This window comes from Wolbachia endosymbiont (group B) of Silvanus unidentatus (assembly GCF_964028615.1).
In the GTDB taxonomy this organism is placed as follows: domain Bacteria; phylum Pseudomonadota; class Alphaproteobacteria; order Rickettsiales; family Anaplasmataceae; genus Wolbachia.
Window position 1 is genome coordinate 33,954 of sequence record NZ_OZ034795.1, and the last position, 26,089, is coordinate 60,042.

General features: G+C 34.2%; 20 protein-coding genes. 6 read left to right on the forward strand and 14 right to left on the reverse strand.

From position 1 onward, the window contains the following. Window positions 1-113 precede the first annotated feature (113 nt). The gene (locus ABWU65_RS00185) at window positions 114-986 is read left to right on the forward strand and encodes an Rpn family recombination-promoting nuclease/putative transposase (RefSeq protein ID WP_353280000.1); all 873 of its coding nucleotides are present in this window, start codon (window positions 114-116) and stop codon (window positions 984-986) included. Here ABWU65_RS00185 and ABWU65_RS00190 read toward each other — a convergent pair. Continuing rightward, on the reverse strand, window positions 970-1,368 hold the full coding sequence (locus tag ABWU65_RS00190; protein WP_353280619.1) for a latrotoxin-related protein: 399 nt from the start codon (window positions 1,366-1,368) through the stop codon (window positions 970-972). The two genes, ABWU65_RS00185 and ABWU65_RS00190, sit on opposite strands and share 17 nt — an antisense overlap. After that, complete coding sequence (locus tag ABWU65_RS00195) at window positions 1,344-7,436, reverse strand: tetratricopeptide repeat protein (protein ID WP_353280001.1); 6,093 nt, start codon at window positions 7,434-7,436, stop codon at window positions 1,344-1,346. The genes ABWU65_RS00190 and ABWU65_RS00195 overlap by 25 nt, the downstream gene beginning before the upstream one ends. Before the next feature lie 276 nt (window positions 7,437-7,712). Between ABWU65_RS00195 and ABWU65_RS00200 the strand changes: the two genes are divergently transcribed. The 5 genes from ABWU65_RS00200 (at window position 7,713) to ABWU65_RS00220 (ending at window position 18,146) form a co-directional block, all read left to right on the forward strand. Further along, entirely contained in the window at window positions 7,713-10,496 is a 2,784-nt protein-coding gene (locus tag ABWU65_RS00200; RefSeq protein WP_353280002.1) for a hypothetical protein, read from the forward strand. A 194-nt stretch (window positions 10,497-10,690) separates the two neighbouring features. Beyond that, window positions 10,691-12,835 (forward strand): ankyrin repeat domain-containing protein, encoded by a 2,145-nt coding sequence (locus ABWU65_RS00205; RefSeq protein ID WP_353280003.1) that lies wholly within the window; start codon window positions 10,691-10,693, stop codon window positions 12,833-12,835. 96 nt (window positions 12,836-12,931) lie between these two features. Then, window positions 12,932-14,176 carry an ankyrin repeat domain-containing protein gene (locus ABWU65_RS00210; RefSeq protein ID WP_353280004.1) on the forward strand — a complete coding sequence of 415 codons (1,245 nt, stop codon included), beginning with the start codon at window positions 12,932-12,934 and terminating at the stop codon, window positions 14,174-14,176. 525 nt (window positions 14,177-14,701) lie between these two features. Beyond that, on the forward strand, window positions 14,702-15,739 hold the full coding sequence (locus tag ABWU65_RS00215) for an RDD family protein (RefSeq protein WP_353280005.1): 1,038 nt from the start codon (window positions 14,702-14,704) through the stop codon (window positions 15,737-15,739). A 247-nt stretch (window positions 15,740-15,986) separates the two neighbouring features. Next, on the forward strand, window positions 15,987-18,146 hold the full coding sequence (locus tag ABWU65_RS00220; protein WP_353280006.1) for an ankyrin repeat domain-containing protein: 2,160 nt from the start codon (window positions 15,987-15,989) through the stop codon (window positions 18,144-18,146). A gap of 271 nt (window positions 18,147-18,417) precedes the next feature. On the opposite strand, the gene ABWU65_RS00225 is transcribed toward ABWU65_RS00220, so the two are convergent. From ABWU65_RS00225 to ABWU65_RS00280, 12 genes are all read right to left on the reverse strand, one after another. Further along, on the reverse strand, window positions 18,418-19,914 hold the full coding sequence (locus ABWU65_RS00225) for a recombinase family protein (protein ID WP_353280007.1): 1,497 nt from the start codon (window positions 19,912-19,914) through the stop codon (window positions 18,418-18,420). Window positions 19,915-19,916: 2 nt separating this feature from the next. Then, window positions 19,917-20,348 (reverse strand): DUF2924 domain-containing protein, encoded by a 432-nt coding sequence (locus tag ABWU65_RS00230; RefSeq protein ID WP_353280008.1) that lies wholly within the window; start codon window positions 20,346-20,348, stop codon window positions 19,917-19,919. A 4-nt stretch (window positions 20,349-20,352) separates the two neighbouring features. Continuing rightward, the gene (locus tag ABWU65_RS00235; RefSeq protein WP_353280009.1) at window positions 20,353-20,826 is read right to left on the reverse strand and encodes an ankyrin repeat domain-containing protein; all 474 of its coding nucleotides are present in this window, start codon (window positions 20,824-20,826) and stop codon (window positions 20,353-20,355) included. 41 nt (window positions 20,827-20,867) lie between these two features. Then, complete coding sequence (locus tag ABWU65_RS00240; RefSeq protein ID WP_353280010.1) at window positions 20,868-21,581, reverse strand: ankyrin repeat domain-containing protein; 714 nt, start codon at window positions 21,579-21,581, stop codon at window positions 20,868-20,870. A 167-nt stretch (window positions 21,582-21,748) separates the two neighbouring features. Then, window positions 21,749-22,903 carry a phage tail protein gene (locus ABWU65_RS00245; RefSeq protein ID WP_353280011.1) on the reverse strand — a complete coding sequence of 385 codons (1,155 nt, stop codon included), beginning with the start codon at window positions 22,901-22,903 and terminating at the stop codon, window positions 21,749-21,751. Beyond that, the gene (locus ABWU65_RS00250; RefSeq protein ID WP_353280012.1) at window positions 22,903-23,703 is read right to left on the reverse strand and encodes a baseplate J/gp47 family protein; all 801 of its coding nucleotides are present in this window, start codon (window positions 23,701-23,703) and stop codon (window positions 22,903-22,905) included. Before ABWU65_RS00250 ends, ABWU65_RS00245 begins: the two co-directional genes overlap by 1 nt. Before the next feature lie 2 nt (window positions 23,704-23,705). Further along, the gene (locus tag ABWU65_RS00255; protein WP_353280013.1) at window positions 23,706-24,041 is read right to left on the reverse strand and encodes a GPW/gp25 family protein; all 336 of its coding nucleotides are present in this window, start codon (window positions 24,039-24,041) and stop codon (window positions 23,706-23,708) included. After that, a complete protein-coding gene (locus ABWU65_RS00260) occupies window positions 24,038-24,298 on the reverse strand; it encodes a PAAR domain-containing protein (protein ID WP_172758482.1) in 261 nt (86 codons plus the stop codon). The genes ABWU65_RS00255 and ABWU65_RS00260 overlap by 4 nt, the downstream gene beginning before the upstream one ends. Beyond that, complete coding sequence (locus tag ABWU65_RS00265; RefSeq protein ID WP_353280014.1) at window positions 24,295-24,759, reverse strand: phage baseplate assembly protein V; 465 nt, start codon at window positions 24,757-24,759, stop codon at window positions 24,295-24,297. Before ABWU65_RS00265 ends, ABWU65_RS00260 begins: the two co-directional genes overlap by 4 nt. After that, on the reverse strand, window positions 24,746-25,222 hold the full coding sequence (locus tag ABWU65_RS00270; RefSeq protein WP_353280015.1) for a hypothetical protein: 477 nt from the start codon (window positions 25,220-25,222) through the stop codon (window positions 24,746-24,748). The genes ABWU65_RS00265 and ABWU65_RS00270 overlap by 14 nt, the downstream gene beginning before the upstream one ends. Continuing rightward, complete coding sequence (locus ABWU65_RS00275; protein ID WP_353280016.1) at window positions 25,219-25,719, reverse strand: phage tail protein; 501 nt, start codon at window positions 25,717-25,719, stop codon at window positions 25,219-25,221. The genes ABWU65_RS00270 and ABWU65_RS00275 overlap by 4 nt, the downstream gene beginning before the upstream one ends. 1 nt (window position 25,720) lies before the next feature. Further along, a complete protein-coding gene (locus ABWU65_RS00280; RefSeq protein WP_353280017.1) occupies window positions 25,721-26,026 on the reverse strand; it encodes a hypothetical protein in 306 nt (101 codons plus the stop codon). Window positions 26,027-26,089 lie beyond the last annotated feature (63 nt).

Below are 26,089 nucleotides of genomic sequence, written 5' to 3' on the forward strand. Positions count from 1 at the left end.
AATACTACCAAATAAAGATATACAAAAGGGATACTTCTTTCTATGTTTGAATTTTAGTTGAATATTTCTTCACAATTGTGTATAATTATTAATGCTTTTTATCTTACTTTCTCATGGCTCTTTCTAAGTTTCTCGATCCAAAAAATGATATATCGTTCAAGCGCATCTTTGGCACTGAAAAAAATAAAGATATCCTTATTCACTTTCTTAATGATATTCTCGGCTTTGCTGGAAAAAACGCAATACAGGATATAGAGTTTTTAAGTACTATTCAAGACCCTGATATTGCTTCTAAAAAACAAAGCATTGTTGATGTTCTTTGTAGAGATGAAAATGGGCTGCAAGTCATAGTTGAAATGCAGGTCGCTAAAACTAAGGGCTTTGAAAAACGTGCACAATACTATGCTGCTAAAGCTTACTCAAGACAGTCTGATAAAGGTGATCAATACCATGACCTTAAGGAAATTATCTTTATTGCTATAGCAGATTGTATTTTATTCCCTGACAAGTCTGAGTACAAATCAAAGCATACTATTCGCGATGAAGATACTAATGAACATGATCTAAAAGATTTTTACTTTATATTTATTGAGTTGCCTAAATTTCCAAAAACCAAAGAAGATCAGCTTTCAAGTATAGTTGAAAAATGGGTCTACTTCTTTAGATATGCAGACGAAACTAGTGAAGAAGAGCTAGAGAGAATAATAGGAAGTGATCTAATAATTAAAAGAGCATATGAAGAACTAAATAGGTTCAACTGGTCAGAAAAAGAATTTATTGCCTATGAACAAGAAATTAAGCGTATTCTTGATGAAAAGGCTATCCTTGCTCAAAAACTCGATGATGCTACTCACAAAGGTAGACAAGAAGGTAGACAAGAAGAAAAAATCGAAGTTGCCAAAAACTCACTTAAGGCCGGTGTCTCTATTGATGTTATCGCTGAAATCACTGGCCTTTCGGTAGATGAGATTAAGAAATTAATTTAACCTTATCCCGAGTCAAATGGCCTTGAACTGAAGCATTTCTTAAATAACTTTGAGGCTCTAAACTCATTTGCTTTACACCATCAACTTCTAATGTATCATCTCCATTGTGTAATACCTGCTCTATTGATTGATTTCGCGGCCCCTTATTAAATTGAGCTATAAACTTTTCAAATTTTTTCGGACTTAATTTACCAGCTTCCTCATCAGGACATGCTTTCTCTACATACGATTTTAAAATCCCTGAAATCTCATCAAATTTACCACTCATGATTTTTCCTGTAACTTCTTTCTGTATTTCCATAAAATCAATATCCAATCGATGCGTTGATATTTTGCTATCCCTTGCAGCTTGCTCTACTACTTTCTCAAATCCCTTTGTAATATTCTATGCTTTTCTGTTTGTAAATTATCCATATTAGTAGAGGGAAGAGAGCTAGACATACCTGTAGCGCTAAGCTTACCACTGACTGATCTACTACGCAAAAACGATTGGCTGGATTCAGATGTACTGTTATCCCAACATAATACTTCTCCAATACTACTCTTGTTCGATTTTGTCACTTCAGAAACATTTTGTTTTGAACTACCCGAGCTTTGCTCTTGTTCCGTTCTAGTGGATAAGTTACTCAATTTAGAACCTGACTTACCTCTCTTACTAATACTCTGCCTATCTGAGAAAGTAAAAAGACCACTATCGAAGCCAGATGATGAACTCAAACTTGAACCACAACTGCCCTTATCGTTATCTACTGTTGATGTGTTTTGAAAATGACTTGATGCAGACTCTGAGAAATTAGACCTTACTTGCTCTTGTTCTTCCTCAAGTTGCATGAAATATCTTTCATCCTCTTGATTTAATATCACTTTAATATTATTCTTAATTGCTTTAGTATGATAACTATCCCTGCCTAACTTGCAAAGCATTTCACTAAAAATTTCTAAAGCCTCATCTTCTCTCTTTAGTCCGTAAAGCGTCAGTGCTATATTATGATGAACCATTATAATATTGAAATTATCATACTTTAGCCATTTTTCTCTTTTCTCAAGTACTTGACGATAGAGGGGAAGAGCCTTATCGTATTCATATTTCTCGCAATGGTCTACTGCCAAATTAAATATGTCATTTAGAAACTCAGGATCGTCTAGATTATCATATATACACTTCACAATGAAAGGTAATTTGCAACCTGAGAATACATCATCATCTCCTGGTAGCGTAGTTCCAAAATCAAGCCGCGTACTCTGAGCTCGTATTACAGACGGTAGCTCTGGACTACTCGTTGTTCGTGTCAAAGACAATCTCTTTACCTTTGAAGATGGAGTTGAAGGACACGTAAAAATGCCAGACACACCTTCACTCCTATTCGGTACTGTTGTAGCAGTCGAATATCGTCTAGTAATTGGTTTAGTAGTACTGGTAGATGAGAAACTATAAGTACGTCTTTTTTGTACATCAGCATTCACTTTGCGTTGCTCTTGCATTATTAAAAACACTCCTTCGTCTAGATCTACTATTAGTGGCAATATTTTTTCTTTAAAACTACTACTTGATTGTTTTTTAACTTCTTTTTTTAAATTATAACATAGTTGCTGTATTAGAGAAAAACCCTCCTCCTTAAGAAAGGATACGCTCTTTAGTTGTTGTAGTATAGATGATAGTCTTTCCGATTGTTGAATAGTTATTTTGCTACCTTTTAATTCCTTATATAGCTCTTTTAGCACAGGTAATAATTGTTGAATATACGACTTACTATTATCCTCTTGTTTAAACATAGAATAGACACCTTTTAATGTTTCTACTACATCAGGTAATACGTTTTTAGACGGTGCTTTGCGTTCTTGTATTATTTTTTCTAACTTGTCCAATTCCAAAGTGTAACCATTCATCTTCAAAATATTTCTAGCCTCTTGTTCGTTATATGGTACATAAGGACTGTAGCGGTTAATATATTCATAAGCAACAAAAATAGATAACTTTTCTTTGAGACGGGTTTTCTTTAAATCCTTATTATCACATGTTACATTTACATACTCTTTTAAATAATCAAAATAATTACTCTTAACAGATTCATATCCCTTTCTAAAAGGCAATATCCCCAAGAGAAGCTTTGCTTCTTGATGCTCAAGACTAACGGATTCAAGAAGATCACAAACTTTTTTTTCCTTTTTGATTTCTTCAAGTTCATTGCTGAGCAATGCAACCGCATACAAAAATTTCGCATCAACAAAACCACTTAAAGATAATTCTCGAAGCAGATATTGTGCGGTATGAGAATTTTTTTCATTTGATACTATGTCTCTCGCCAACTCATATTTTACATACTGGAGCATCCATTCTAATTCTTTTATTGCTTTCTTTTCTCCCATTGTATTTAAGTACTCAGTTGGCTTAAAAAAAATCGGGTTACTTAATCCAATACAACTCAAGACCCTGGAAGCTTCAATCCCAACTCTAAAATTGGTTCCTTCAGTAGCCAGCAAGACATCAGCAAAATGCATTTTCCATGACTTTCCTGATTCACTTTGAATCAAGCTGCCATAAGTTTCTATATTGTGTAACTCCATCATTCCAAGTACAAAACTACTCAAGGGGAAAAAACACTTCCCTGAATTATTCATATATTTGACAGCTTCCTTGATCAGCTCTTGCTGATTAGTGGTACTACCTTCCATAACTTCCTTGAACTTTATTATTGCATGTGCATACATTGCATGTGGGAGTTGCTGCTTCGCCGCCTCACAAATTTTATCCTTACCTACACTTTCTTGCCCTTTTTTTAACATCTCAACTCCTCTAACGTAATCTTGAATAACATCATCAAAGTCAGATTGATCCATTGAAATATTTGACTGATCCATTAAGATACTTGAAATGTCTAATGAACTATCCAATGATAAGTCACCCATTTTTTTATCTGAACTTTCCTCTGGTATCGCAAGACTATCAATCAATTGATTGTAATCAAGTATCCTACGTAGTAATTCTTTTCTATACCTTTCGTAATGAGCATCTTTGAAGTAACTAATTTTTGGTAACTTATCATCAGATGACTTCTTTATTTTCCTCTTAGAACCACCAGCTAATATAGCTTCCCATTGATTCGATCCATGCATTCTGCCTCCTATAAAATCATTTCGTATATTTGGGTAGTAAGACCCCTGACCCACATTTATACTATAACAAGGATTTCCACCTTGTACACAATTATTTTGCATAACACCTTCATTATTTTTTTCTGCCACTCTTGAACTAGGTAGATTTGATGCAGAACAGCTCTTTTTTGATGCGGCAGAAGGTATAGATTTTCCTCCTTGACTTATAGGTACTGTACTGCTTTGTGGATCATGATCAGCAGATGATTGTCGACTTGATGAACTAATACTCTTCTCTGATCTATTGCTTACAGTCTCTACAACGCTTTGTGAATTCCTAACTAATGTATCATCACTATTTCCTGGTATACTTTTTTCTAGTAAAAAATCTTTTTCCACACCAAAAAACTGTAAAACATCAATCACATCTTCATGAACTTCCTCACCCTTTAGCAATTCTTCCATTGGCTCTTTACATATAGCAGCACAAACTGCTTTTAACTTATCTAAATTCTCATTCACAACCTTTGCTAACACTTCTCTAAAGAACCAGTTATTACTCACATGACTACCTAAGTTCAATAATTGGATTAATCCTAATACTGTGCCGTTTATAGATTCTCCACTATTTATCTTTTGATTTAATTCATTAAGTTTCTTTTCTTTTATACTCTTATCCTGTGTTGTGTTTTTTAGTGTAAATGACTCGCCTTTTATCGCTTCATCTTGATGCTTAAAAAACAACGTTGATATTAAAGCACCTAATATAGTTGGTCTTAGTTTTACTTCTCCTTTTTCCTTTCTTAGTTCCTCTAGCTCGTTCATGAGTTTTTCTTTGCTAATCCTGTTTTTATTTATTACCTTTTTTCCTAGATATTCTAGTTGATATACGAGATCTTCACTGCTCATTTTTTTCATATCTTTCTCTATTCCTTGATCTAACAAATCTTGTATAGAACTTTTGTAAGATTGTTTATCTTCCACCCATGAACTTATTACATCTGCTACTGTTTCTTTTATCATATTGTAGGCTTCACGAAATTCTTGCTTCTCTTGAAACACTTTCCATCTCATGAAGCGAATACAATGATAAATATCACCACTTAACATTACTGATACTGTATCTTTGTAACCCAATTTAATTGCTTTCTTTAAAAACTCTTTTATAACTGAATCTTGGTAATCAAAGTTTTTTTTCATCTGCACAACTCGGCTTTTATCAAGGTACTGTTCTCCATTACACAAAATATGTGCTCTTCTATATATTTTTTTTGCAATACATAGTACTATTTCAGGAGGACATGGCTGCTTAAGTACATATTGTAATAAGTCTATTGGTTTTGAATAACCAGTAAAAGTTCCTTTCCATTTGTATTGACTCTCTACTATATTTTTTCCTTTATTTTTCTCCTCTTTTTGACAAATCATTTCCAGTAACTGTACGTTACCCCTTTGACATACAAGTTCTACAATTTCTTTACGCTTCTCTTTTGTTATTTCGTCGTTAATAAGCTCAAAGTGTTTAAATGTATCTTCTACATCTACACAAGTCTTACTACCAACAGCAAGAATATTGATTCCTTTTTTTATCTCACTCACTGCCTTAGATATTAAATCCTCTTTTTCTTCATCTGTAGGTCCTCCTTCACCCTTCTTTTGCTTGAGATCAAGTATAGTTCTTCTCGTCAATCCACTAAAAGCTAGTTCATCACTACTACAATCCTCTTTTGCTTTTTTCTCAGAGGACATCTCATTTACATCCCTCATAAAGTGATCACTAATACTAGCTAAACAACAACTACTTGGAATTTCTGACGTTGTAATTTGACTGGATAATATTTCAACATCAAAAAACTGTAAAACATCAATCACATTTTCATGAATTTCTTCACCCTTTAGTAATTCTTCCATTGGCTCTTTACATATAGCAGCACAAACTGCCTTTAACTGATCTAAATTCTCATTCACAACTTTTGCTAACACTTCTCTAAAGAACCAGTTACTAGACAAATGAGAACCTAAGTTCAATGATTTGATTAACTCTAATACTATGCCGTCTATACGTTCTCCACTATTTATCTTTTGATTTAATTCATTAAGTTTCTTTTCTTTTTCGCTCTTCTCCACTCTTGTGTTTTTTAGTGTAAATGACTCGCCTTTTATCGCTTCATCTTGATGCTTAAAAAACAACGTTGATATTAAAGCACCTAATATAGTTGGTCTTAGTTTTACTTCTCCTTTTTCCTTTCTTAGTTCCTCTAGCTCGTTCATGAGTTTTTCTTTGCTAATCCTGTTTTTATTTATTACCTTTTTTCCTAGATATTCTAGTTGATATACGAGATCTTCACTGCTCATTTTTTTCATATCTTTCTCTATTCCTTGATCTAACAAATCTTGTATAGAACTTTTGTAAGATTGTTTATCTTCCACCCATGAACTTATTACATCTGCTACTGTTTCTTTTATCATATTGTAGGCTTCACGAAATTCTTGCTTCTCTTGAAACACTTTCCATCTCATGAAGCGAATACAATGATAAATATCACCACTTAATATTACTGATACTGTATCTTTGTAACCTAATTTTATTGCTTGCTTTAAAACCTCTTTTGAATCTTGTACAGCATAATGCAAGTTTCCTTTTATCCTTGCAGCTTGTTTGCTACCAAGATATTGTTCTCCATTACACAAAATATGTGCTCTTCTATATATTTTTTTTGCAATACATAGTACTATTTCAGGAGGACATGGCTGCTTAAGTACATATTGTAATAAGTCTATTGGTTTTGAATAACCAGTAAAAGTTCCTTTCCATTTGTATTGCCTTTCTAACTTCTTGTCTCCTTTATCCTTCTCCTCTCTTTGACAAATCATTTCCAATAACTGCACGTTACCCTTTTGACATACAAATTCCACGAAATTCTTACGATCTGATTGCTCTATTAGATCATTAGCCACTTCAAATAATGCAAATATCCTTTTTGCATCAAACTTTGCGTATTTATTATCCTGTTCTTCATTTTCGTTTTCTGGATCATATTCTGTATTTTTAGCTAAACATAGTTCGTATGCTAGCCTTATTAGTAGTTCAGACTTATTTTGGGAAGCCAACTCTGGATGTTCTTTCATCCACTTTTTTGCATTAATATCTAAACCTATTTTTTCTTTTAATAACTCATACCAACGTTCTCCTTCCGCAACCACTTTTGCAGAACTTGTAGCTAGTGGTTCACATCTATCAGTAGATTTACTTCCAGTTTCTTTAGCAGATTTCTTGGAAGATTTTTGCCTTTTTTTGACCGGCTTAGATGCTTCATCTCCCTTGGAAGAAGAGGAAGGTTTTGAAGTATTTGGCATAGTTACCCCTTATATCTATGAATAAAAAACACTGTATATACCATAAAAAACTAATAGTTTAATAGACATATTTTCAAACCCTGTCAATTAGCTTTGCAAACCCTCACTTTTTTGTGATTTTTGGAAAAAGTAAACAATAAAATCTTTTGTGAAGCTAATTAGCATGATGTTTTTGCTGAAAATATTTTTTAAAAAAGTGGTTGATTTATGGTTTTCTATCCTAATAATAGTATTAGCACAAGTATATTTATTATGTAATGTTGAATGGAGGATAAAATGAATTTTGACCAATATGTTAAAGGTGATTCCTTAATAATGAATACTAAAGGTACTGTAGTGGACATAGAAAGATTGGTAAGCTTTTTACAAAATAATACACACATTAAAAAGCTTTCTCTAGCCAGTTCAGATATTGGCGATGAAGGTGTAAGAGAATTAGCTAATGCTAATCTTATAAATCTTACTTCTCTCCATCTGGAATGGAATAAAATTGGTAATGAAGGTGCAAAAGCTTTAGCTAACGGCAATCTTACAAACCTTACTTCTCTCCATCTAAAATGGAATAGAATTGGTGATAAAGGTGCAAAGGCTTTAGCTAACGGCAATCTTACAAATCTTACTTCTCTTACTTTGGTAGGGAATGAAATTGGTTATATAGGTGCAAGAGCTTTAGCTAAGCTTTCAAATCTTACTTCGTTTACTTTGGTAGGGAATGAAATTGGTGTTAAAGGTGCAGAAGCTTTAGCTAAAGGCAATCTCACAAATCTTACTTTTCTTCATTTAGAATGTAATAAAATTGGTGATGAAGGTGCAAAGGCTTTAGCTAACGGCAATCTTACAAATCTTACTTCTCTTGCTTTAGGATGGAATGAAATTGGTTATATAGGTGTAAAAGCTTTAGCTAAAGGCAATCTTACAAACCTTACTTCTCTTCATTTGAAATTGAATACAATTGGCGCTGAAGGTGCAAAAGCTTTAGCTAACAGCAATCTTACAAATCTTACTTCTCTTCATTTGATGGTGAATGGAATTGATCATAGAGGTGCAAAAGCTTTAGCTAACGGCAATCTTACAAATCTTACTTCTCTTAGTTTGGTAGGGAATAAAATTGGTGATGAAGGTGCAGAAGCTTTAGCTAAAGGCAATCTTACAAATCTTACTTCTCTTCATTTGGAACGGAATAAAATTGGTTATATAGGTGCAACCGCTTTAAGGAAAGCATTAAAGAAGGGTAAGTTTCCAAATCTTGCTTCTCTTAGTTTGGTAGGGAATAAAATTGGTGATGAAGGTACAGAAGCTTTAACTAAGTGTACAAGTCTTACTTCTCTTCATTTAATAGAGAATAAAAAATGGGCAACTACGCCATCTAGAGATACTTTAAATAGAAGGTTTTCCTTAGAGCCAGTATCTATAGAATCTTTCAACAAATTTATACAAAGAGCAAAGCAGCAAGAGGCTGGTGCAGTTGTAGGTTATGATGAAGTTAGTAAAGAGAAGCAAAAGGATTTTAGCCAATATGTGAATGGCAACGCTTTAGTAGTATCAAGTGCTATAATCAATATAAACGAGCTAGTAAGCTTTCTACAAAGTAGAACAGACATTACAAAACTTAGTTTAAAAAGCGCAAGGGTTGGTGCTGAAGATGCAAGAGAATTAGCTAAGCTTACAAACCTTACTTCTCTTCATTTGGAACTTAATACAATTGGTGCCAAAGGTGCAAAAGCTTTAGCTAACGGCAATCTTACAAACCTTACTTCTTTTGATTTGAAATGGGATACAATTGGTGATAAAGGTGCAAAAGCTTTAGCTAACGGGAATCTTACAAATCTTACTTCTCTTAGTTTGATAGGGAATAGAATTGGTGCCAAAGGTGCAAAAGCTTTAGCCAAGGGCAATCTTACAAATCTTACTTCTCTTGATTTGAAATGGGATACAATTGGTGATAAAGGTGCAAAAGCTTTAGCTAACGGGAATCTTACAAATCTTACTTCGCTTAATTTAAAGGGTAGCAAGATTGGTGATAAAGGTGCAAAAGCCTTAAGTGAAGCATCAAAGAGTGGTAAGCTTCCAAATCTTACTTCTCTTGATTTTGGAATGACTCTTGACCAGCATGTTAGAGGTAATTCTTTAATCATAATAGGTACTAAAATAAATATAAGTAAATTGGTACGCTTTTTACAAAATAGAACAAATATTACTAAACTTAGTTTACAAGAGGTAAAAATCGATGATAAAAGCGCAAAGGAATCAGCTCATTTGATGAATAAAATTGGTGTTGAATGTGCAAAAGTTTTATCTAAGCTTCCAGATCTTGCTCCTTCTTATGTGGTAAGGAATAAAATTGGTGCTGAAGATCTGAAAAAATTAGCTAAGCTTCCAAATCTTACTTCTCTTCATTTGATAGGAAATGAAATTGATTATAAAGGTGTAAAAGCTTTAGCTAACGGCAATCTTACAAAGCTTACTTCTCTTAATTTAAGGGGTAGCAAAATTGGTGCTGAAGGTGCAAAAGCTTTAAGTGAAGCATTAAAAGATGGTAAGCTTCCAAATCTTACTTCTCTTGATTTGGGATGGAATGAAATTGGTGCTGAAGGTGCAAAAGCTTTAAGTGAAGCATTAAAAGATGGTAAGCTTCCAAATCTTACTTCTCTTGATTTGGGATGGAATGAAATTGGTGCTGAAGGTGCAAAAGCTTTAAGTGAAGCATTAAAAGATGGTAAGCTTCCAAATCTTACTTCTCTTGATTTGGGATGGAATGAAATTGGTGCTGAAGGTGCAAAAGCTTTAAGTGAAGCATTAAAAGATGGTAAGCTTCCAAATCTTACTTCTCTTGATTTGGGATGGAATGAAATTGGTGCTGAAGGTGTAAAAGCTTTAAGTGAAGCATTAAAAGATGGTAAGCTTTCAAATCTTACTTCTCTTGATTTGGAATGGAATGAAAAAATTAGTAAAGAGAAGCAAAAGGATTCTAATGTAGGTAAATGGGCTATTGTTAAGAGTACACTTTCTGGTATATCTACTGCTAAGCATTCTACAACGTTGCAGGCTTCATCCAAATGATTAAGTATACACAACAAGCTCTTCTTTGTAGTAATCCAGCATAACGCAGAATTGGCCTACTTTTGCCATATGGACTGCTGATCTTCTATGAAAACTCAAACATTGCAAAATAATAAAAATATTATGTTGAAATTAGCTTGACTCATGTTATATATTATATACAATATATTATTTATCTATACTAGGAGGGGAGTATGGTTGGGGTTAAAGAATCTGTGGAACATATCTTGCCAGTGGGTAATAAACAAACTAACGCACAAGAACTAAATTATGAATTAAATCCTGAGCAAGAGTATTTTTATAAATTAAATCTTGAGCAAGAGTATTTTGAAACAGATGAACTATTTGATGATGAATATGAGTTAATTAAATCAGAACATCTATCACAAGTTCTGTGTAATGATCCGTTAGAAACCTTAAGAAAGCGAGGATACTCAGAGAGTGAGATAGATGAAATATACAATCAGGGTGATTCTTGGTGGACTCAAACAGTCATTTCGCCATTTGAAAGTTATAATATGGTGCCACCATCTTTGATGGATAGTCGAGATTCATTACGTAAACAAGTGTGTGTTTGGTTTACTGAAGAACATAAACTTACAGAAAGTGAAGAGGAGTTAAACAAAGAGCTACTAAATATTTTAAAGTATCTAGACTGGTATGATGAAAGTGTTCCCTTTGATTATGATAATGGTGGTGTTTATGAGCTTGAAGAATTTTTAAAAAATAATAAAAGCAATCCGGATCTAAAAGTTGTTCTTAACCTTAAAAGAGGGGAATCTGATGCAACAGTACTGCATGCGGTTTCAGGGGCTCATATATATGAAGTGGGTCGCAATCAGGAAGATCAAGCTGTAAGTTTGCTCTTGGCAGCAGGAGCAGATCCCAACACAAAAAACATCGAAGGAGAGACGCCTTTGCACTATGCTGCTGCTAGTGGTAATAGTAAAGGTGTAAGCTCACTACTTCGGGGAGGTGCTAATCCAAATATATGTGATAGACAAGGAAAAACTCCACAACAGGTTGCAATTGATAATGGTCATTACAATGTGGCAGGGCTTCTTTTAACTAAAGAACAAGAGGAATTGAAACAAGAATTATGCAACATTTGGTTCAATCATTCAGATTTTTTTGCCTTAAATAAATTAAAAGAGCTTGTAAAAAAGTTTTTAGATGAACATAAGAGTAACCTAGACCTAAAAGTGGTATTAAATATTTGGGGAGCGTTATTTCTTAAATACGCTGATGATATTTGTTATTGTAACGCAGGTATTTCTGATGTTAATGAAGCTATTGGTGCAGAAATAAGAGACTTATTTTTGAAGGCAGGTGCATCATGTGATGTACCTCATTGCATAGCAGAGGAAAAACGTCCCCTCGTTTTATGGCACCATTTAATGCCAGATCAAAAGAAAAAATTAGATGATTTTTTAGACAGGGTATCTAAAGCTGAAGATATGGACAAACTAGAAAAAGTTGTAGATGAGGCAATCAGATCTGGAGTGCGGCTAAATTTTAACAAAGACTTTTCTCCAGAAGACCCTATTGCATGTAACTGGTATAGTTTCACAGATTATGTGATAAAAAGAATTGGTGAGTTAAATAAGTTAAAAAGGAATTCTGAAGTTGCTAGTGATATAGTGTATAATTTGGTATCAGCAGGGGCAGTATTGTATAATGAAAATAGTATTAATGTAATTAACGAACTGGAATTAGAATTTAAGTATCATAAAAATAATATCTTTGATGCTTATGCGAGCTACGTCGATAATGCTTATAAACTTGTTAAAATTGCAAGAAGTGCAGCCAATAATAAGCTGAATGATGTAAGAATGGATAACTCTGTTCTTTATTTGGAATATTCAAAAGATAGCACAATAAATGTTGCAATGATCACAGATAAAGTAAGAGATCTAGAGCTAAATCAGAAAGAGGTAGGATATAGAAGAAGTATAATAAAGATCGGAAAAAGCGAGGTGGATATTATAACAGAAAATGGTATAAGGAATTACACTAACCTTGCAGATAATAGTGATATAGTGTTAACTTTCCCTACCAGTCAGGGAGAGTTAGAAGTTAGATTATATCCTGATAAGCAAAATGAAGGTCAAATAAGGGTAGAAGTAAATAATCAAGATCTGCTAGAGCAATTAAAAAATTGTGGAGAAAAATTAGGTAAGAATTGTTTACTTGGTGGATATTCGGTTTATGATGCTATTGAGCAGGGGTATTTTAAAAGGTATGGAAAACCTAGTCAATCTCATAGTACATCTAAAACTTGGGCAGATAAAGTACAAGAATCAAGGAAAAGTCAGCGTGAGGAGATATTAAATTTATGAGCAAAAAATGAAGCGAAAGATATTGGCTTTGCTATTTCAAAAACATCTTGCTTTATTTTATTATTTTAGTAGTAGTATAATATTTTGGGAGGATTTATGCATAATGCAATAGAACAAAACAACCTTAGTAAGGTTAAAGAGCTTGTTAGAAATGGAGCAAGTATTCACACTAGAGATGTAAGTGGCAGAAAGCCTATGCATTCAGCTGCCAAGTTTGGTCGTAATAATATTATAGAGTTTTTGTTAAGCAAAAAAGTAAGTATTGATGATGTTAACAGTAATGACAGTACACCACTACACTTTGCTGCTGGATATGGTCAGTTAGATACTGTAAAGTTTCTTGTAGGCAAAGGAGCTAACATTAATTTTAAGAATAGCATTGGTGGCAGAAAACCTATACATGATGCTATCATTGGAGGTCATAAAAATATTGTGGAGTTCTTATTAAGCAAGGGAGTGAGTGTTAATGATGCTGATGAAATTGGTAGGACCACATTACACTATGCTGCATCCGAGAATAAATTAGAAGTGGCAAAATTTCTAATTGATAAAGGGGCTAATATTTATGCTAATAATACTTGTGGTCAAGAGCCTATACATCTTGCTGCTTACGCAGGGCGCGTAAATATTATAGATTTGTTCTTGAGTAAGGGAGTAAGCATTGAAAATACCGATAAAAATGGTTTAACCCCACTACACTATGCTGCTCGATTTGATCACTTAGATCTTACAAAATTTCTACTTAATAAAGGAGCTAATATTCATGCTAAAACCATTAAGGGTCAAAAACCTATACATCTTGCTGCCCGCGGAGGATACAAAACTGCTAATACTGCTAATATTGTAAAGTGCTTCTTAAGCAGCGGAGTAAGTATTAATGATACTGATACAAATGGGTTAACTCCGCTACATTATGCTGCTAAACATGCTGAATTGGAGGCTGTAAAACTGCTAATAGATGAAGGGGCTGATATTCATGCTCAAACTGTTGATGGTCAAAAGCCTATACATCTTGCCGCTCGCGGAGGAGGACGCACAACTCCTAATATTATAGAGCTATTCTTAAATAAGGGAGTAAGCATTAATGAAATTGATGCAAATGGTTTGACTCCGCTACACTATACTGCTGGTGTTGATGGGTATTTTAAAGAAATCACTGCAAGGTTTCTAATTAATAGAGGTGCCAATACTCAAGTTAAAGATAATAATGGCAAAACACCTTTAGATCTTGCTAGAGAAACTGGACGTATGGGAATTGCAAGTATGTTAAGTACTACAAAAGTGACGGATGTATCATTACACCAGCACTCTGGATCAAGTAAATTTCTCAGTAGAGTTTGAGAAGGATAACGGGAGAAAAACTTTATCTATTTAAAGTAGAAAATTATCATAAATTTTGTGTTAATTTAAAACTAATTAGTGTTAAAAATTTAAGTGATCTAGCTGTTTCTAATAACCACAATCAGCATACGCGAGAACAAGTTTTTTTGGGATGGGTTGGTCTACCAAACGATACGTGCGAACTTTTCTATATAGTAATTTTACTATACCGCAAAACCAGCTATAATAGCCTACTTCAGCTAAATTCACATATGAACTAATTTACCTAGCTTCGGTGCAAATAATTTCAAGCTTTTACTTTTATAACCCCATTTTTACACAACGCGTTCTCACAAATACACGATCATTTTTTATGTCTTTTGGAGGAAGTAAATAATTCAATTTGTTGTGATGCTAAAGGAACCCATGTTCTCTATATGAATGTAAATATTTTTCATGCTTTCAACCAGCAGCAATTTTACTATTATTTAAGCACTAACATAATAACATTAGATAATGGTGTTGGGTACACAAATGGGTGTTAGAATGAACTATGCAAAAGTTACTAAACGTATTGCAGCGTATTTAGTTGACCAAGCAATATTCCTAGTCTGCTGTTCTTTCTTTTTTTTATTAATTTCATTTATATTACCAGAAGAATCTTTTACTAACTTTTTTAATTATATCTTTCCTGATACTGATACTGATACTGATACAGACCTTATATCAGAGCGATATGAAATATTAGAAGACTTAGATATATTATTGGAAGATTTAGTATATATAGCATTAGAAGTATTAATGATAACAAAACTTGGTTGGACTCCAGGAAAATTACTATTTGGTATATACATAAAGGATGCAACCACACTGAAAAATATTGCTTTTATGCAAGTAGTAATAAGAAGCACTTTCAAGACGTTTTTGTTTGTATTTTTTGATACTTATGAGTGGTTTTTAATTTTACCAATATTGATCCTAATACTTGTGCCTGTAATATTTGATCAACGTAAGCAGTTTTTCTACGATAAAATTGCAAAAACAGTAGTAATGGATTATAGATCTGAAGAATGCTATCCAAAATTAAACTGTGTATATGTGGGGATCACTAGACGCGCTATAGCATATATTATTGATCATTTCATTATTAAGGGAACTCTTTTAGTCTTTGTTTTTTTTCTTGCAGAAATGACTTTTTTACCCTTTAAATTTAAAGTATTGATCATGTGTTTACGTATTTTGCTATCAATTCTTTTAGAAGTATTAATGGTGAAAAGATTTGGTGGCACTCCAGGACAATTGCTGTGCCGTATTCGTATAAAAGATGCAGATACAATTGAAAATGTCACTCTAACACAAGCAATAATCCGGTGCGTTTCGTTTGAAGTGATTTGCTCATCCATATTCATTATGAGGAGATTTTCTGTTATGTTTGCTTATGAATGGTGGTTTGATCCTTTACCAGATTTAATCCTTATGACCATAATGCTAATTTTTATGTGTGCAATATCTGATCAACGTAAACAGTTTTTTCATGATAAAATTGCAAAGACAGTGGCAATATATCACAAATCTTCAAGATAATTTTTCTCCTTGCTGTACGTTACATGCCTACTGTGGTTGATGTGATTCTTTCAATGCCAAATAAACTACGTGATTTCTTGCAATAAAATCAATTTTCTAATCCATGTGGAATTTGTCAAAAAAAATTGTTGACATTAAAAATATCTGCGTTACAAGTAAGGCTATACTTAGTATTTACATAAATTGTTTACAATCATTTAGTTTTATAGTGGGGGTAATTTTTTAGTTACACTTAAGGGAGGGTGAAATGGGTATAGGTCAGCAACAGTCAACTGGTGGCACAGCTACAAGAGATAATACCATTCAGTTGTTACGGTCTAGCACTTTAAAGCAAAAAAGTCTTAGTGATAAAATTAGTGATGTAGGGGTAAGTGGGCTAATAGATGATACAGTTAAACTTAGTCGTTCAAAGCGAAGTAAAAAAGGTAAGAAAGGTTTAAATAAACAGCGTGTACGGAATAGGTGGAATACGAAGAAGAATAGGGAGAGAGATCGGGAAATAGTAGGCGAGGCTGCAGATTATTTTGATGGTTATGAAGATCAACTTATTTACAACAGAACGTCACAGGGGGCTACTACTCAAAATAGCCAAACAGTGATGTCTCTAGAACAGCTTAACTTAGAGCTAATTAATGCTGTAAAACGATCTAATCTTAATGAGGTTAAAGAGTACATTAATAAAGGAGCTGATATAAATACTAAAGATAATCATGGTAAAACACCTTTGCATATAGCTGCTAGGAGAGGTCTTTTAGATATAGCAAAGTTTTTATTAGATAAAGGGGCTGACATTGGTGCTCAAAATGAAATGGGCTACACACCTCTGCATTTGGCTGCTAAGCAAGGTAATTTAGATATAGTAAAATACCTTATAGAAAAAGGGGCTGATGTTGATGTTTATCAAGGCGGATGGGGTTATAGCACTCCTCTTCACTTGGCTGCTGCAAAAGGTCACTTAGATATAGTAAAATACCTTATAGAGAAGGGCGCTAACCCAAAAGCTACTGATAGTAATGGCAAAACTCCTATGCAAAGGGCTGCTCAGAAAGGTCACTTAGATATAGTTGGATATCTTGCGGAGAGAGTGCAGCAAGTTACAGAAGTACCACAGGCTACAGAAGGGCAACATACTACGGAAGGACAGCATGTTACGACAGAAGTACAACAAGTTACAGAAGCGCCACGTGTTACAGATGGAAAGTGCGCTGCGGACAGGTATAGATACGTATCTTTACACTCAGCCGCTGCGCTAGGTGATTTAGGTATGGTAAAATATTTTGTGGAAAAAGAACGTACTTATGTTAGCGATCAAAATAGATATGGTGATACACCTTTACATTTAGCTGCTGGATGTGGTCACTTAGATATAGTAAAGTATCTTATGGGAAAAAGAGCTTATATTTATTCTAAAAATAATGTTGGCTACACTCCTTTACACGTAGCTGCTGAAAAAGGTCACTTGGATGTAGTAGAATATCTTGTAGAAAACACTGATTTAATGGCTGCTAAAAGTGATTATGGCTACACTCCTTTACATTTAGCTGCTGCAAAAGGTCACTTGGATGTAGTAGAATATCTTGTAAAAAAAGGGGCTGACTTAGATGCTAGGAATGTATATAGAGATGCACCTTTACATTTAGCTGCTGAAAAAGGTCACTTAGATGTAGTAAAATATCTTATAGAGTCAGTAGTTGATATTAACGTTCGAGAAGGGCATTGCAATAGAGCTTTGCTCTCATCCGCTATGAATGGTAATTTAGATATGGTGAAGTATCTTATAGAAAATGGTACTGATATTAATGCTAAAGATAGCTATGGAAACACAGCTTTACATAACGCCGCTAACAATGGCCGCTTAGATGTAGTGAGATACCTTGTAGAGAAAGGGGCTGATGTTAATGCTAAAAACGATGATAATAAAACACCTTTAGACCTTGTAAAGAAGAGCAACATTGATGAATATCTACGAGGTTTAAGTGCTAGTCGTAACCGCCGTAGTATTGAATCTAAAGACTTGAGTCAGCCCATAAATGGGACAAGTAAGCTACCATTATGGATGAGCAGTATTGTCAATTGGGTTAAGGGTTCTACAGAAGCTCCAGCTCTACTTACTTCTAGAGGGCATGATAATACTACTGTTACAGCCGTACCGGAAATAAATACTACTGTAGTAAATAACACAATCATGCTAGGCATTCTAGCCACTGGTCTGTTTAACAAAACACAACATAAGCAACCAATTCATGAAAATCTTTTGTCACCAAGAGAACAGTCGATGAGGTTGAATAACATAGATGAGAACATGATTATAAGATCTATACAACAGGCTGAAGAAGATCTTAGAGATCCTAACACTGACATGGATGAAGTGAAAATCAGTGGTAACAAGACTGGAATGTGGAAATAAATAGTTACTGTACCTCCCATACCAAACTTGAAAGTGTATCTGTATGGTATACAGTTTTAATGTGGGAGGTCAGAAAAGAGGCTTTTGTTATGGTATGTAATATTATGTGTCCTCTTTGTCGTTATTTTGGATAGTTTATTAAATTCTTAATAGGTAAGGATTTCTCTGGAATGCTAAAAGTTTTATAAGCTTAAATTAAGGGGAAAATGGCAGGGGATTTGAGTATTTAGTTAATAATTTATAGCTTCTTTTAAAGAAATTATCTTATTTTTTACTGGCAGACAGCTTGCTTAAACCCGTAAAACTTCTCCATCTGCTCACTCCACAGCATCGGTATTTCTCTCAATTCCACTAACTTCAAACCTCTTGGCTGTCTTCCACTTACTATATCTTCTTTAATTTCTGGTGCTAAATAGTTCAACCTCAAAATTTGCTGTATACGTCTTGTACCTATATTAATTTTGGTACTCAGCTCTTTTATATTTGCGTATTTACCTTCTTCTAGTTGCCGTTTCCACGAATGGGCTCTTACCACTGCTTTCAGTAACGCATTATTTGTTTTTCCTTCTGGTTCGATTAATGTGCATTTGTTTCCTTTCTTTTTTATTGGTATAAATTCTACCTTATTCTCTGAACTCACCTCTATCACCTCTCCTTTTACCATCACTCCCTTTATTAACTTCTTCACTACTTCTTTCTGCTTTCCAAAACTTAAATTTTTCCATTCTTCTGCTTTTTCTGTCCAATTTTCATATAGCTGTTCAGCTCTCTTCATCACTTCTTTTTCTACTTCTCCTGCTATTACATTTCGGTTTTCTGATTCACAACCTTTTCCCCTTAAATGATTGTTGCATACGTAATATCGATATCTCTTATTCTCCTTTTTTGCATATGTCAGTGTCATATTTACACCACAGCTCTTGCACTTAATTATTCCCTTTAGCAGAGCTTCTTCATATTTTGCTTTTCTATATGGCTGATTCTTTATCAATTCCTGCGCTTTTTGCCACTTTTCTTCCTCTATTATTGCTTCATGTTTTCCTTCATACTCTTTCTCATAATGTCTGATTTTTCCCGTATATATTGGATTTGTTATTATTCTTCTCACCGTTGCCTTTTTAAAGATATCTGATTTCGTTCTGTAACCTTGACTATTCAATTCCCTTGCTAGTTCTGCCATTGACTTCAGCTCCAAATATCTTTCAAATATGTGCCCTACTATTTTCGCTTCTTTCTCATTTATTATTAATTCTTTATCTTTTACATCATATCCAAGCGGCAAAGTTCCACCCATCCACAATCCCTGCTCCTTTGATGTTGCTATTTTGTTTTTTACTCTCTCTACTATCATTTCTCTTTCTAGTTGTGCTGCTCCTGACAATACTGTTTGTACAAATTTTCCCATTGGCGTATTATTGTCAAATATCTGTGTTACTGCTACAAAATTTACTCGATGCCTTCTAAAAAATGATGTAACTTCTATGCTGTCTTTTGTTTCTCTTGAGAGCCTATCTAGCGTATATACTATTACACAATCTACTTCTCCTCCTTTAACATCTTCAAATAATTCCTTTATTGCTGGCCTTTCTAAATTCTTTCCTGAGAAGCCTCCATCATCGTACCTTTTGGCCAATGCTACCCAGCCTTCTCTGCTCTTTATGTACTTTTCACATGCTACTCGCTGGGCATCAAGACTGTTAAACTTTTGTTCTAGTCCGTCTTCATTTGATTTTCTCGTATATATCGCACATCTTACTTCTTTTAGCATTTTCAACTTCCATTTTTATCACGCATTCCAAATAATAAAGGTCCGTTGTAGCTCATTCCCATTATTTTTCCTGCCACTGCTGACAATGATGTATAAAACTCTTCTTTGTAGATTAAACCCTTGTCTGTTACCATTACCGCATGCGTCTCTTCACCTCTCTCCAATATCAACTCTGTTCCTTCTACTGGAAGTTTGTCACTACTTATTCTTTTTCCCTTCTCTAGCCGATCTGCCAGATATTCTAGTCTTTTTGCACCTTTTCTTGACATCTCCCCGTACGCTTTTTCCTGCATTCTATAAGCTAATCTTGGTATCAGATATTTCTTTGAGTATCTAGGTGCTTCTTCTCCAAATACCTTCTTCCATATTTTTCTCAGCTCATTCAAAGGTTTTTTCTCTAAATTCATTACTTTCTTTTCTATTTCTTCCTCCATATTTTTAGCCCTTCATAAATAGCTTCTCAATTCTGTCTATTTCTTTCTTCAATATTTCAGTGATCTCCTTACTGTTTTTCGCATAATCCATTGCTGTCATTCCAAATTTATCCGCTTGTTCTATTTCTCCTCCAGCCTTCACTAATTCTTTCACTATCTCTTTTTCGCCTATCATGCATGCAAGGTGCAGCGGTGTGCATTTATTTCCATATTCTTCCGCATTTACATTCCCTCCTGATTTTATCAATTCTCTCACGATTTCTAGACGTTTCTCCGTTACCGCTAGATGCAGTGCTGTATATCCTCTTGCATCTGCTGCATTCACATTCGCTCCTTTTTCGACTAATAACTTCACTGTTTTTGCGTTTATCACATAATGCAAAACTGTTCTTCCTTTTTCGTCTCTTGCATAAATATTTTTATATAAGTTCTCTAATAATTCTTTTGCTGACTTCTCTTTCTTGCCAAGCTTTAACATAATCCACCCCATCTTTTCTTTAAAAAATTTAAATCCCTTTTTTAAGCCTTCCCTCTCACTACATTTTCTATCTCATCTATCATTTCGTTCACTTGGCCCATTATCTTGCTTGCTAAATTTTGACATTCTTTCTTTATTAGCGACTTGTCTCTCTTCCTTATTTCTCCTATCTCTATTATTTTTAACTCCGGTAAATAACTCCTATTCAACATGTCTGCTATTTCTCCCACTAGCCTCTCTATTCCATAGCAGGTCAGTTCTCTACTTTTTGTTACTCCACCTTTTTCTCTCAGAAATTTGCTCGCCTTTTCACTCTCTTTGCTATCACATAGACGATACTTTTCACTTTCCCATATGTAATACATTGGTGTTGCACCATACTTATTCAGTTGATTAACTTCAGCTCCTGCCTTTACTAGCTCTTTTATTATTTCAACTCCTCCTATTTTGCACGCAGAGTGCAGTGGCGTACATCCAGTAACATATTGAGTGGCATTTACTTCTGCTCCCGACCTTAGCAGCACTTTTACATTTTCTAAGCTTTTTGCAAATACTGCACAGTGTAGTGTTGTATAACCATTTTTATCTCTTGCATTTACCTCTGCCCCTTTTTTTATTAATAACCTCACTGTTGTGTAATCGGAGATTTCTACTGCTTGATGCAAGATCGTCTCTCCTTCTTCATTTCTTTTATTAATATCATTACTTGATACTTCTTTAAAAAACTTACTAAAAGATTCTTTGCTAAACTTCATACTTACCTCACAAAATTAGCTTTTCTAGCGCCAGACAAATTTCTTATATTTACCTGCTGCTATTCAAGTCATGTCCTTTTTAGCATAAGAAAGCAAGTCCTTTTCTTTTTATTTCATACACTTTTACCTATTATTAATATAATATATGAGTATCTAAATATAAGTACTTAACTTATTAGAGATATTATTCGACTATCTTTCCAACTTCTGTGCAAATGTCGATGTTCGTGCCACTTCAGTACTCCCGGGTAAAATACTAAAATGTGCTTTTCTAACTCGTGTATTGAGTCTTTTTGCTCTAAATCATTTTTATAGTAAACGTTGTGTTCTGCTAAACCATATTTTGTAATCTTCTGATCTGTATAGTTTTCTATTTTGTAGTGGTGAGTAACGCTAAACCTTTCTAAAATTAGCTTGTGTTTTAAATTCCAATATTGCCCTGAAAGTTTATCGCTTCCCAATACAAATTTATTTCCTTCTTCTTCTATTCTACCAACCGGAAAACAGCTATTTATTTCTCCTAATTTCCAGCTATCTGACAGTACAATCTGCGCTTTTGCAAATTTAATCGATGGTAATAAGCTTTGAGTTAGAGGATACAGGGCTTTTAAGTTATACCACTGATGACTTCTTTCATAAATGCCTTTGTAATCCTTTGTGTGAGGCTCTGTTTCCCCAAGTACTGCTACATTCAACCGATATATGTCATTACTAAATGCTTGTTCATAATGCTCTCTTAAATAGTTGTCTACAATCTCTACTAACGGACCTCTAGAACTGAAAAAATTTATTCTTCCAAACGATAACACTGGCCCATTTTTTTCAACTTTTATACCAGAGTAGTCTGATAACAAACTTCCAAATAAACTTTCATCTAAAATAAACCTATCAACGTTATAGTGATCATTGAAAATCCTCATTAGCCGCGATCTTGCTGGTAACGATAGTTTTGCAAGTTCTACTACTGCATCCACAAAAAAGTTATTTGGAACATCCCTTATCCCTATCTGCAGTTCAAAAAAATGTTTTCCAGGTGGCTCCTCAATGATTGTAATATCTTCTATATTTGCCCACTTTAGTGCTATTTTGAGTGATTCTGGGGTTCCTCTTAAACGCTGAAATTTTACTCCTTCTACTATCGCCCTTCTTTTATCTTTTACCCAGCGTAGAATTTCCCCCAATTCATATTCCTCAATCAACCACGGCAATGTTTCTTCTTTAAGACTAAACTTAAACCCTCTGATGCAACTTGGATCAACTTTATAATCCGTTGCATCTACTAGCGCTTTTTCCTGTTTTGTTGCATTTGGTGGCAATAACATTAATTCAACTCAATCTTTAAGTTTCTTAAAGCAGCACACTCATTACCTAGCACCACAACATCTTCTTTTGGCTCGATTAATTCCACATTTTCTACACCATCTACAAATAAATTCGCTATTATCCATGATCTTGTCACACTCCACCCCAATCTCTTTGCTAACTCAAATTTTTCGATAAATTGTTTCTTTGCTATTTCAATAATTTCTGGTAGTGCCTGTGAATTAACACTGATCCTGCTGTGAATATCTATTTCCGTAATATTGCAACCAATTACTGTTATCGTATCTGTTAAAACCCTTATATCATCTCTGGTAACCTGCTTTTTTACAATTTCAAGTAGGTCTTCTGGCACTGTGGATAACTCTGTGGATAAAATTGAGATCTCTACACTTCCTGGCACTTTTGACTCAACCAGCGCATCCTTTACTCTTTTATCTGCTGACAGTGCATGATATCTATAATATTCCTTACTTCCTCCTGTTGACCACCCCTTTATTTTTGCTTTGATTCTTTTTCTAAATCGTTCGTCCTCTTCTTCTTTCTGCCTCTCCACTCCATAAAACTCAGCTAAATTATCAAGATCTTCTCCCGTTGCAAATTTTAGTAAATTGCTCTTTACTGCTTCATTTATTCTTTGTCTTAGTAACAATTCCCTCCATGCTGCTACTTCTAATACCTTCATCGCTGGGTCACTTTCTACTAATGCTGTAAAACTTTCATCTCTACGCACTAACTCTTCCTTCATCCGAGAAAAAATCTCTTCAAAGTTCAGTGGTTCGATAATATTTGGCTGCTGCATTTTTAAACAACTACTTCATTAATATTTATGAACTTACCTTCTGAAAGATAGACACCTTCTAAATTCAATGTTACTCTCCCTTCTTTTACTCCTTCAACTTTTACTTTTTCTAACTTAAACCTCTTTTCCCATTTTTCCAAAGCTTCTGCAGTTGCCGCATATATCTCAAGTGTTAAATCTTTATTTATTGGCTTATCTACTAATTCAAATAGCCTTGAACCATAACTTCTCCTCATAATTCTACTGTTAATAGGAGTGGTCAGTATATCAATTATTGATTGCTTTAAGTGTTCTAAACCCTCTAGTTCTTTACCTGTTTCTTTGCTCATTCCCTTCATACTGGCTCTGTAAAAACATCAGAACTCCCTCTAATTACTTTAAACCCACATGAAACTATATCTCCTACTCTTCCTATACCAAACCCATTGGCAAATACTGTTTTAGATCCTTCTATTAATATTTTTCCTTCACTAAAACTATCTCCTTGCCTGCAAATTTGCTTACCATTTACAAAAACATTGTTACTGCCGCTAATGCAGAAATGTGGTATAGCTTCTCCACAGTAGTCTCCTAACCTCACTATTCCTTTGTTCAATTTAAGTCGATCCTTTCTGCTTTCAGTTTTATTCCACTTTTTGTCATTTCTATACTTGATCCCCCAGCCTTAAGTGTTATTTTGTCTACTACTTCAATCTCTAAATTATGCTTCTCTTTATCATATAATAATCTTGTCCCATCTTGAAATTTTACACTATTTATTTCTTTTTTATTCTCTGGTGCAGGGTATTTTTCCTGATATATTCCTGCTAACACCACTCCTAATGATAGTTCACCAAGAGGAGAAAATACCATAACCTGTCCATCAATATCTGGCGGAGACCAATCTCTATCTTTTCCTGCTTTACTTGTTATCCATGGCAGATAATCTGTTACAATATCTCCTATTTTAACTCTTACTTTTGCTTTTTCATAATCTATTTCTTTTACAACTCCTATACGAACAATGTTGGCCAGTTTCCTCTGTAGTTCCGAAATTGCAAAATTATTTTCTAACATTTATTTCACCGATTTCTATTTTGTGTGGCATAAATTTTCCTTCTTTCCAAATAGATCGCCCTACGTGTATTGTATGCACCCATTCAACCATCCACACTAAATATGCATCGAGCTCTGGTCTAAAGTCATCTCCTCCTCCTGATATAAATTCTCCTGGTGAAACATTTTTCACGTTCCAAGTATTTTTATTTACTACTCTCGCAACCTCAGCAGCTAATGTTCTGACCATAATAGATGCATTTTCTATTGTGCTATCAATCACAATTCGTGCTTCAAATCTTGCTTTCAACGCTAATTCTTCTGTTCCTGGATCATGTCCTTTTTCAAGACTGCTAAGTTCCACAAAAACCGCTGGTGCTAACAGTTCTTTCCTTATTGCTGGATAAATTTCACATGTCTGTATAGCCGGTATTTCTTCCTTCAGTGTGCTGCAAATTGCTTGATGTAAATCTTTCAAATTCATCCTTTATAGCTCAATTCACGTTCAAAAAATTTTGTAAATACTTCCTCAACCTCATAATTAACAAGATTTCCTATTATCCTTGAAGCCTCAGGTTCTAGTGGCAACTTAATTTCCTTTATTGGCAGGGCTGTTCTTCCTTCACGCTTAAAAATACCGCTATTTCCTTTTGGCATAACTGCTGCAAATCCTCCTATAAACTCATGCTTTCCTACTTTCGATCCTCTTCTTGTTTTTTGTATTTTGCCAATTGCCGATGCTCTAATGTCATAGAGATTTGCTCTAATTAACACTTCTAATCTGCTAGTTTTCGCCTTAAAAATTCTTAATCTCTTTCTTATCAAACTTTTCTTTTCCTCACTAATTTCCTTAGCTGCTTGCGCTTTTAACCATAGTGCCGTTCTGTTTAATGCACTCACTATTGCTAATTCTATTTTTCTTCTTTTAGCGTTTACACTTTCTATTACCTTATTACTATTAACTTCTATATGAATAGACATTCTATACCCCAGATGCTTCGATTCGCCAGATCATTCCAGATTTATCTCTAAGTGGTGGTGAGTGCACCTTATACTTACAGTTACCAATAACGAAGATATCTCCTACCATTGGCTTTAATATATCAAAGACACTCACCTCCAAAATCAACATCTCCCCCACAAATTGTCCTTCACCAATCTCGTATAATTTATCTGGCTGTTGCTTTAATACTTGTACCATGTATGCCTTATTTTTCGACTCATACAAAGCTACTTCTCCTAGATGGGCAAAACAATCTTTAAATAATCTCTTAATACTCTCTTGCATTCTTCTATTTTATTCATTAAGTTTTCATCAGTACGCTAATAAGGTATATGCTGATAGAGTACT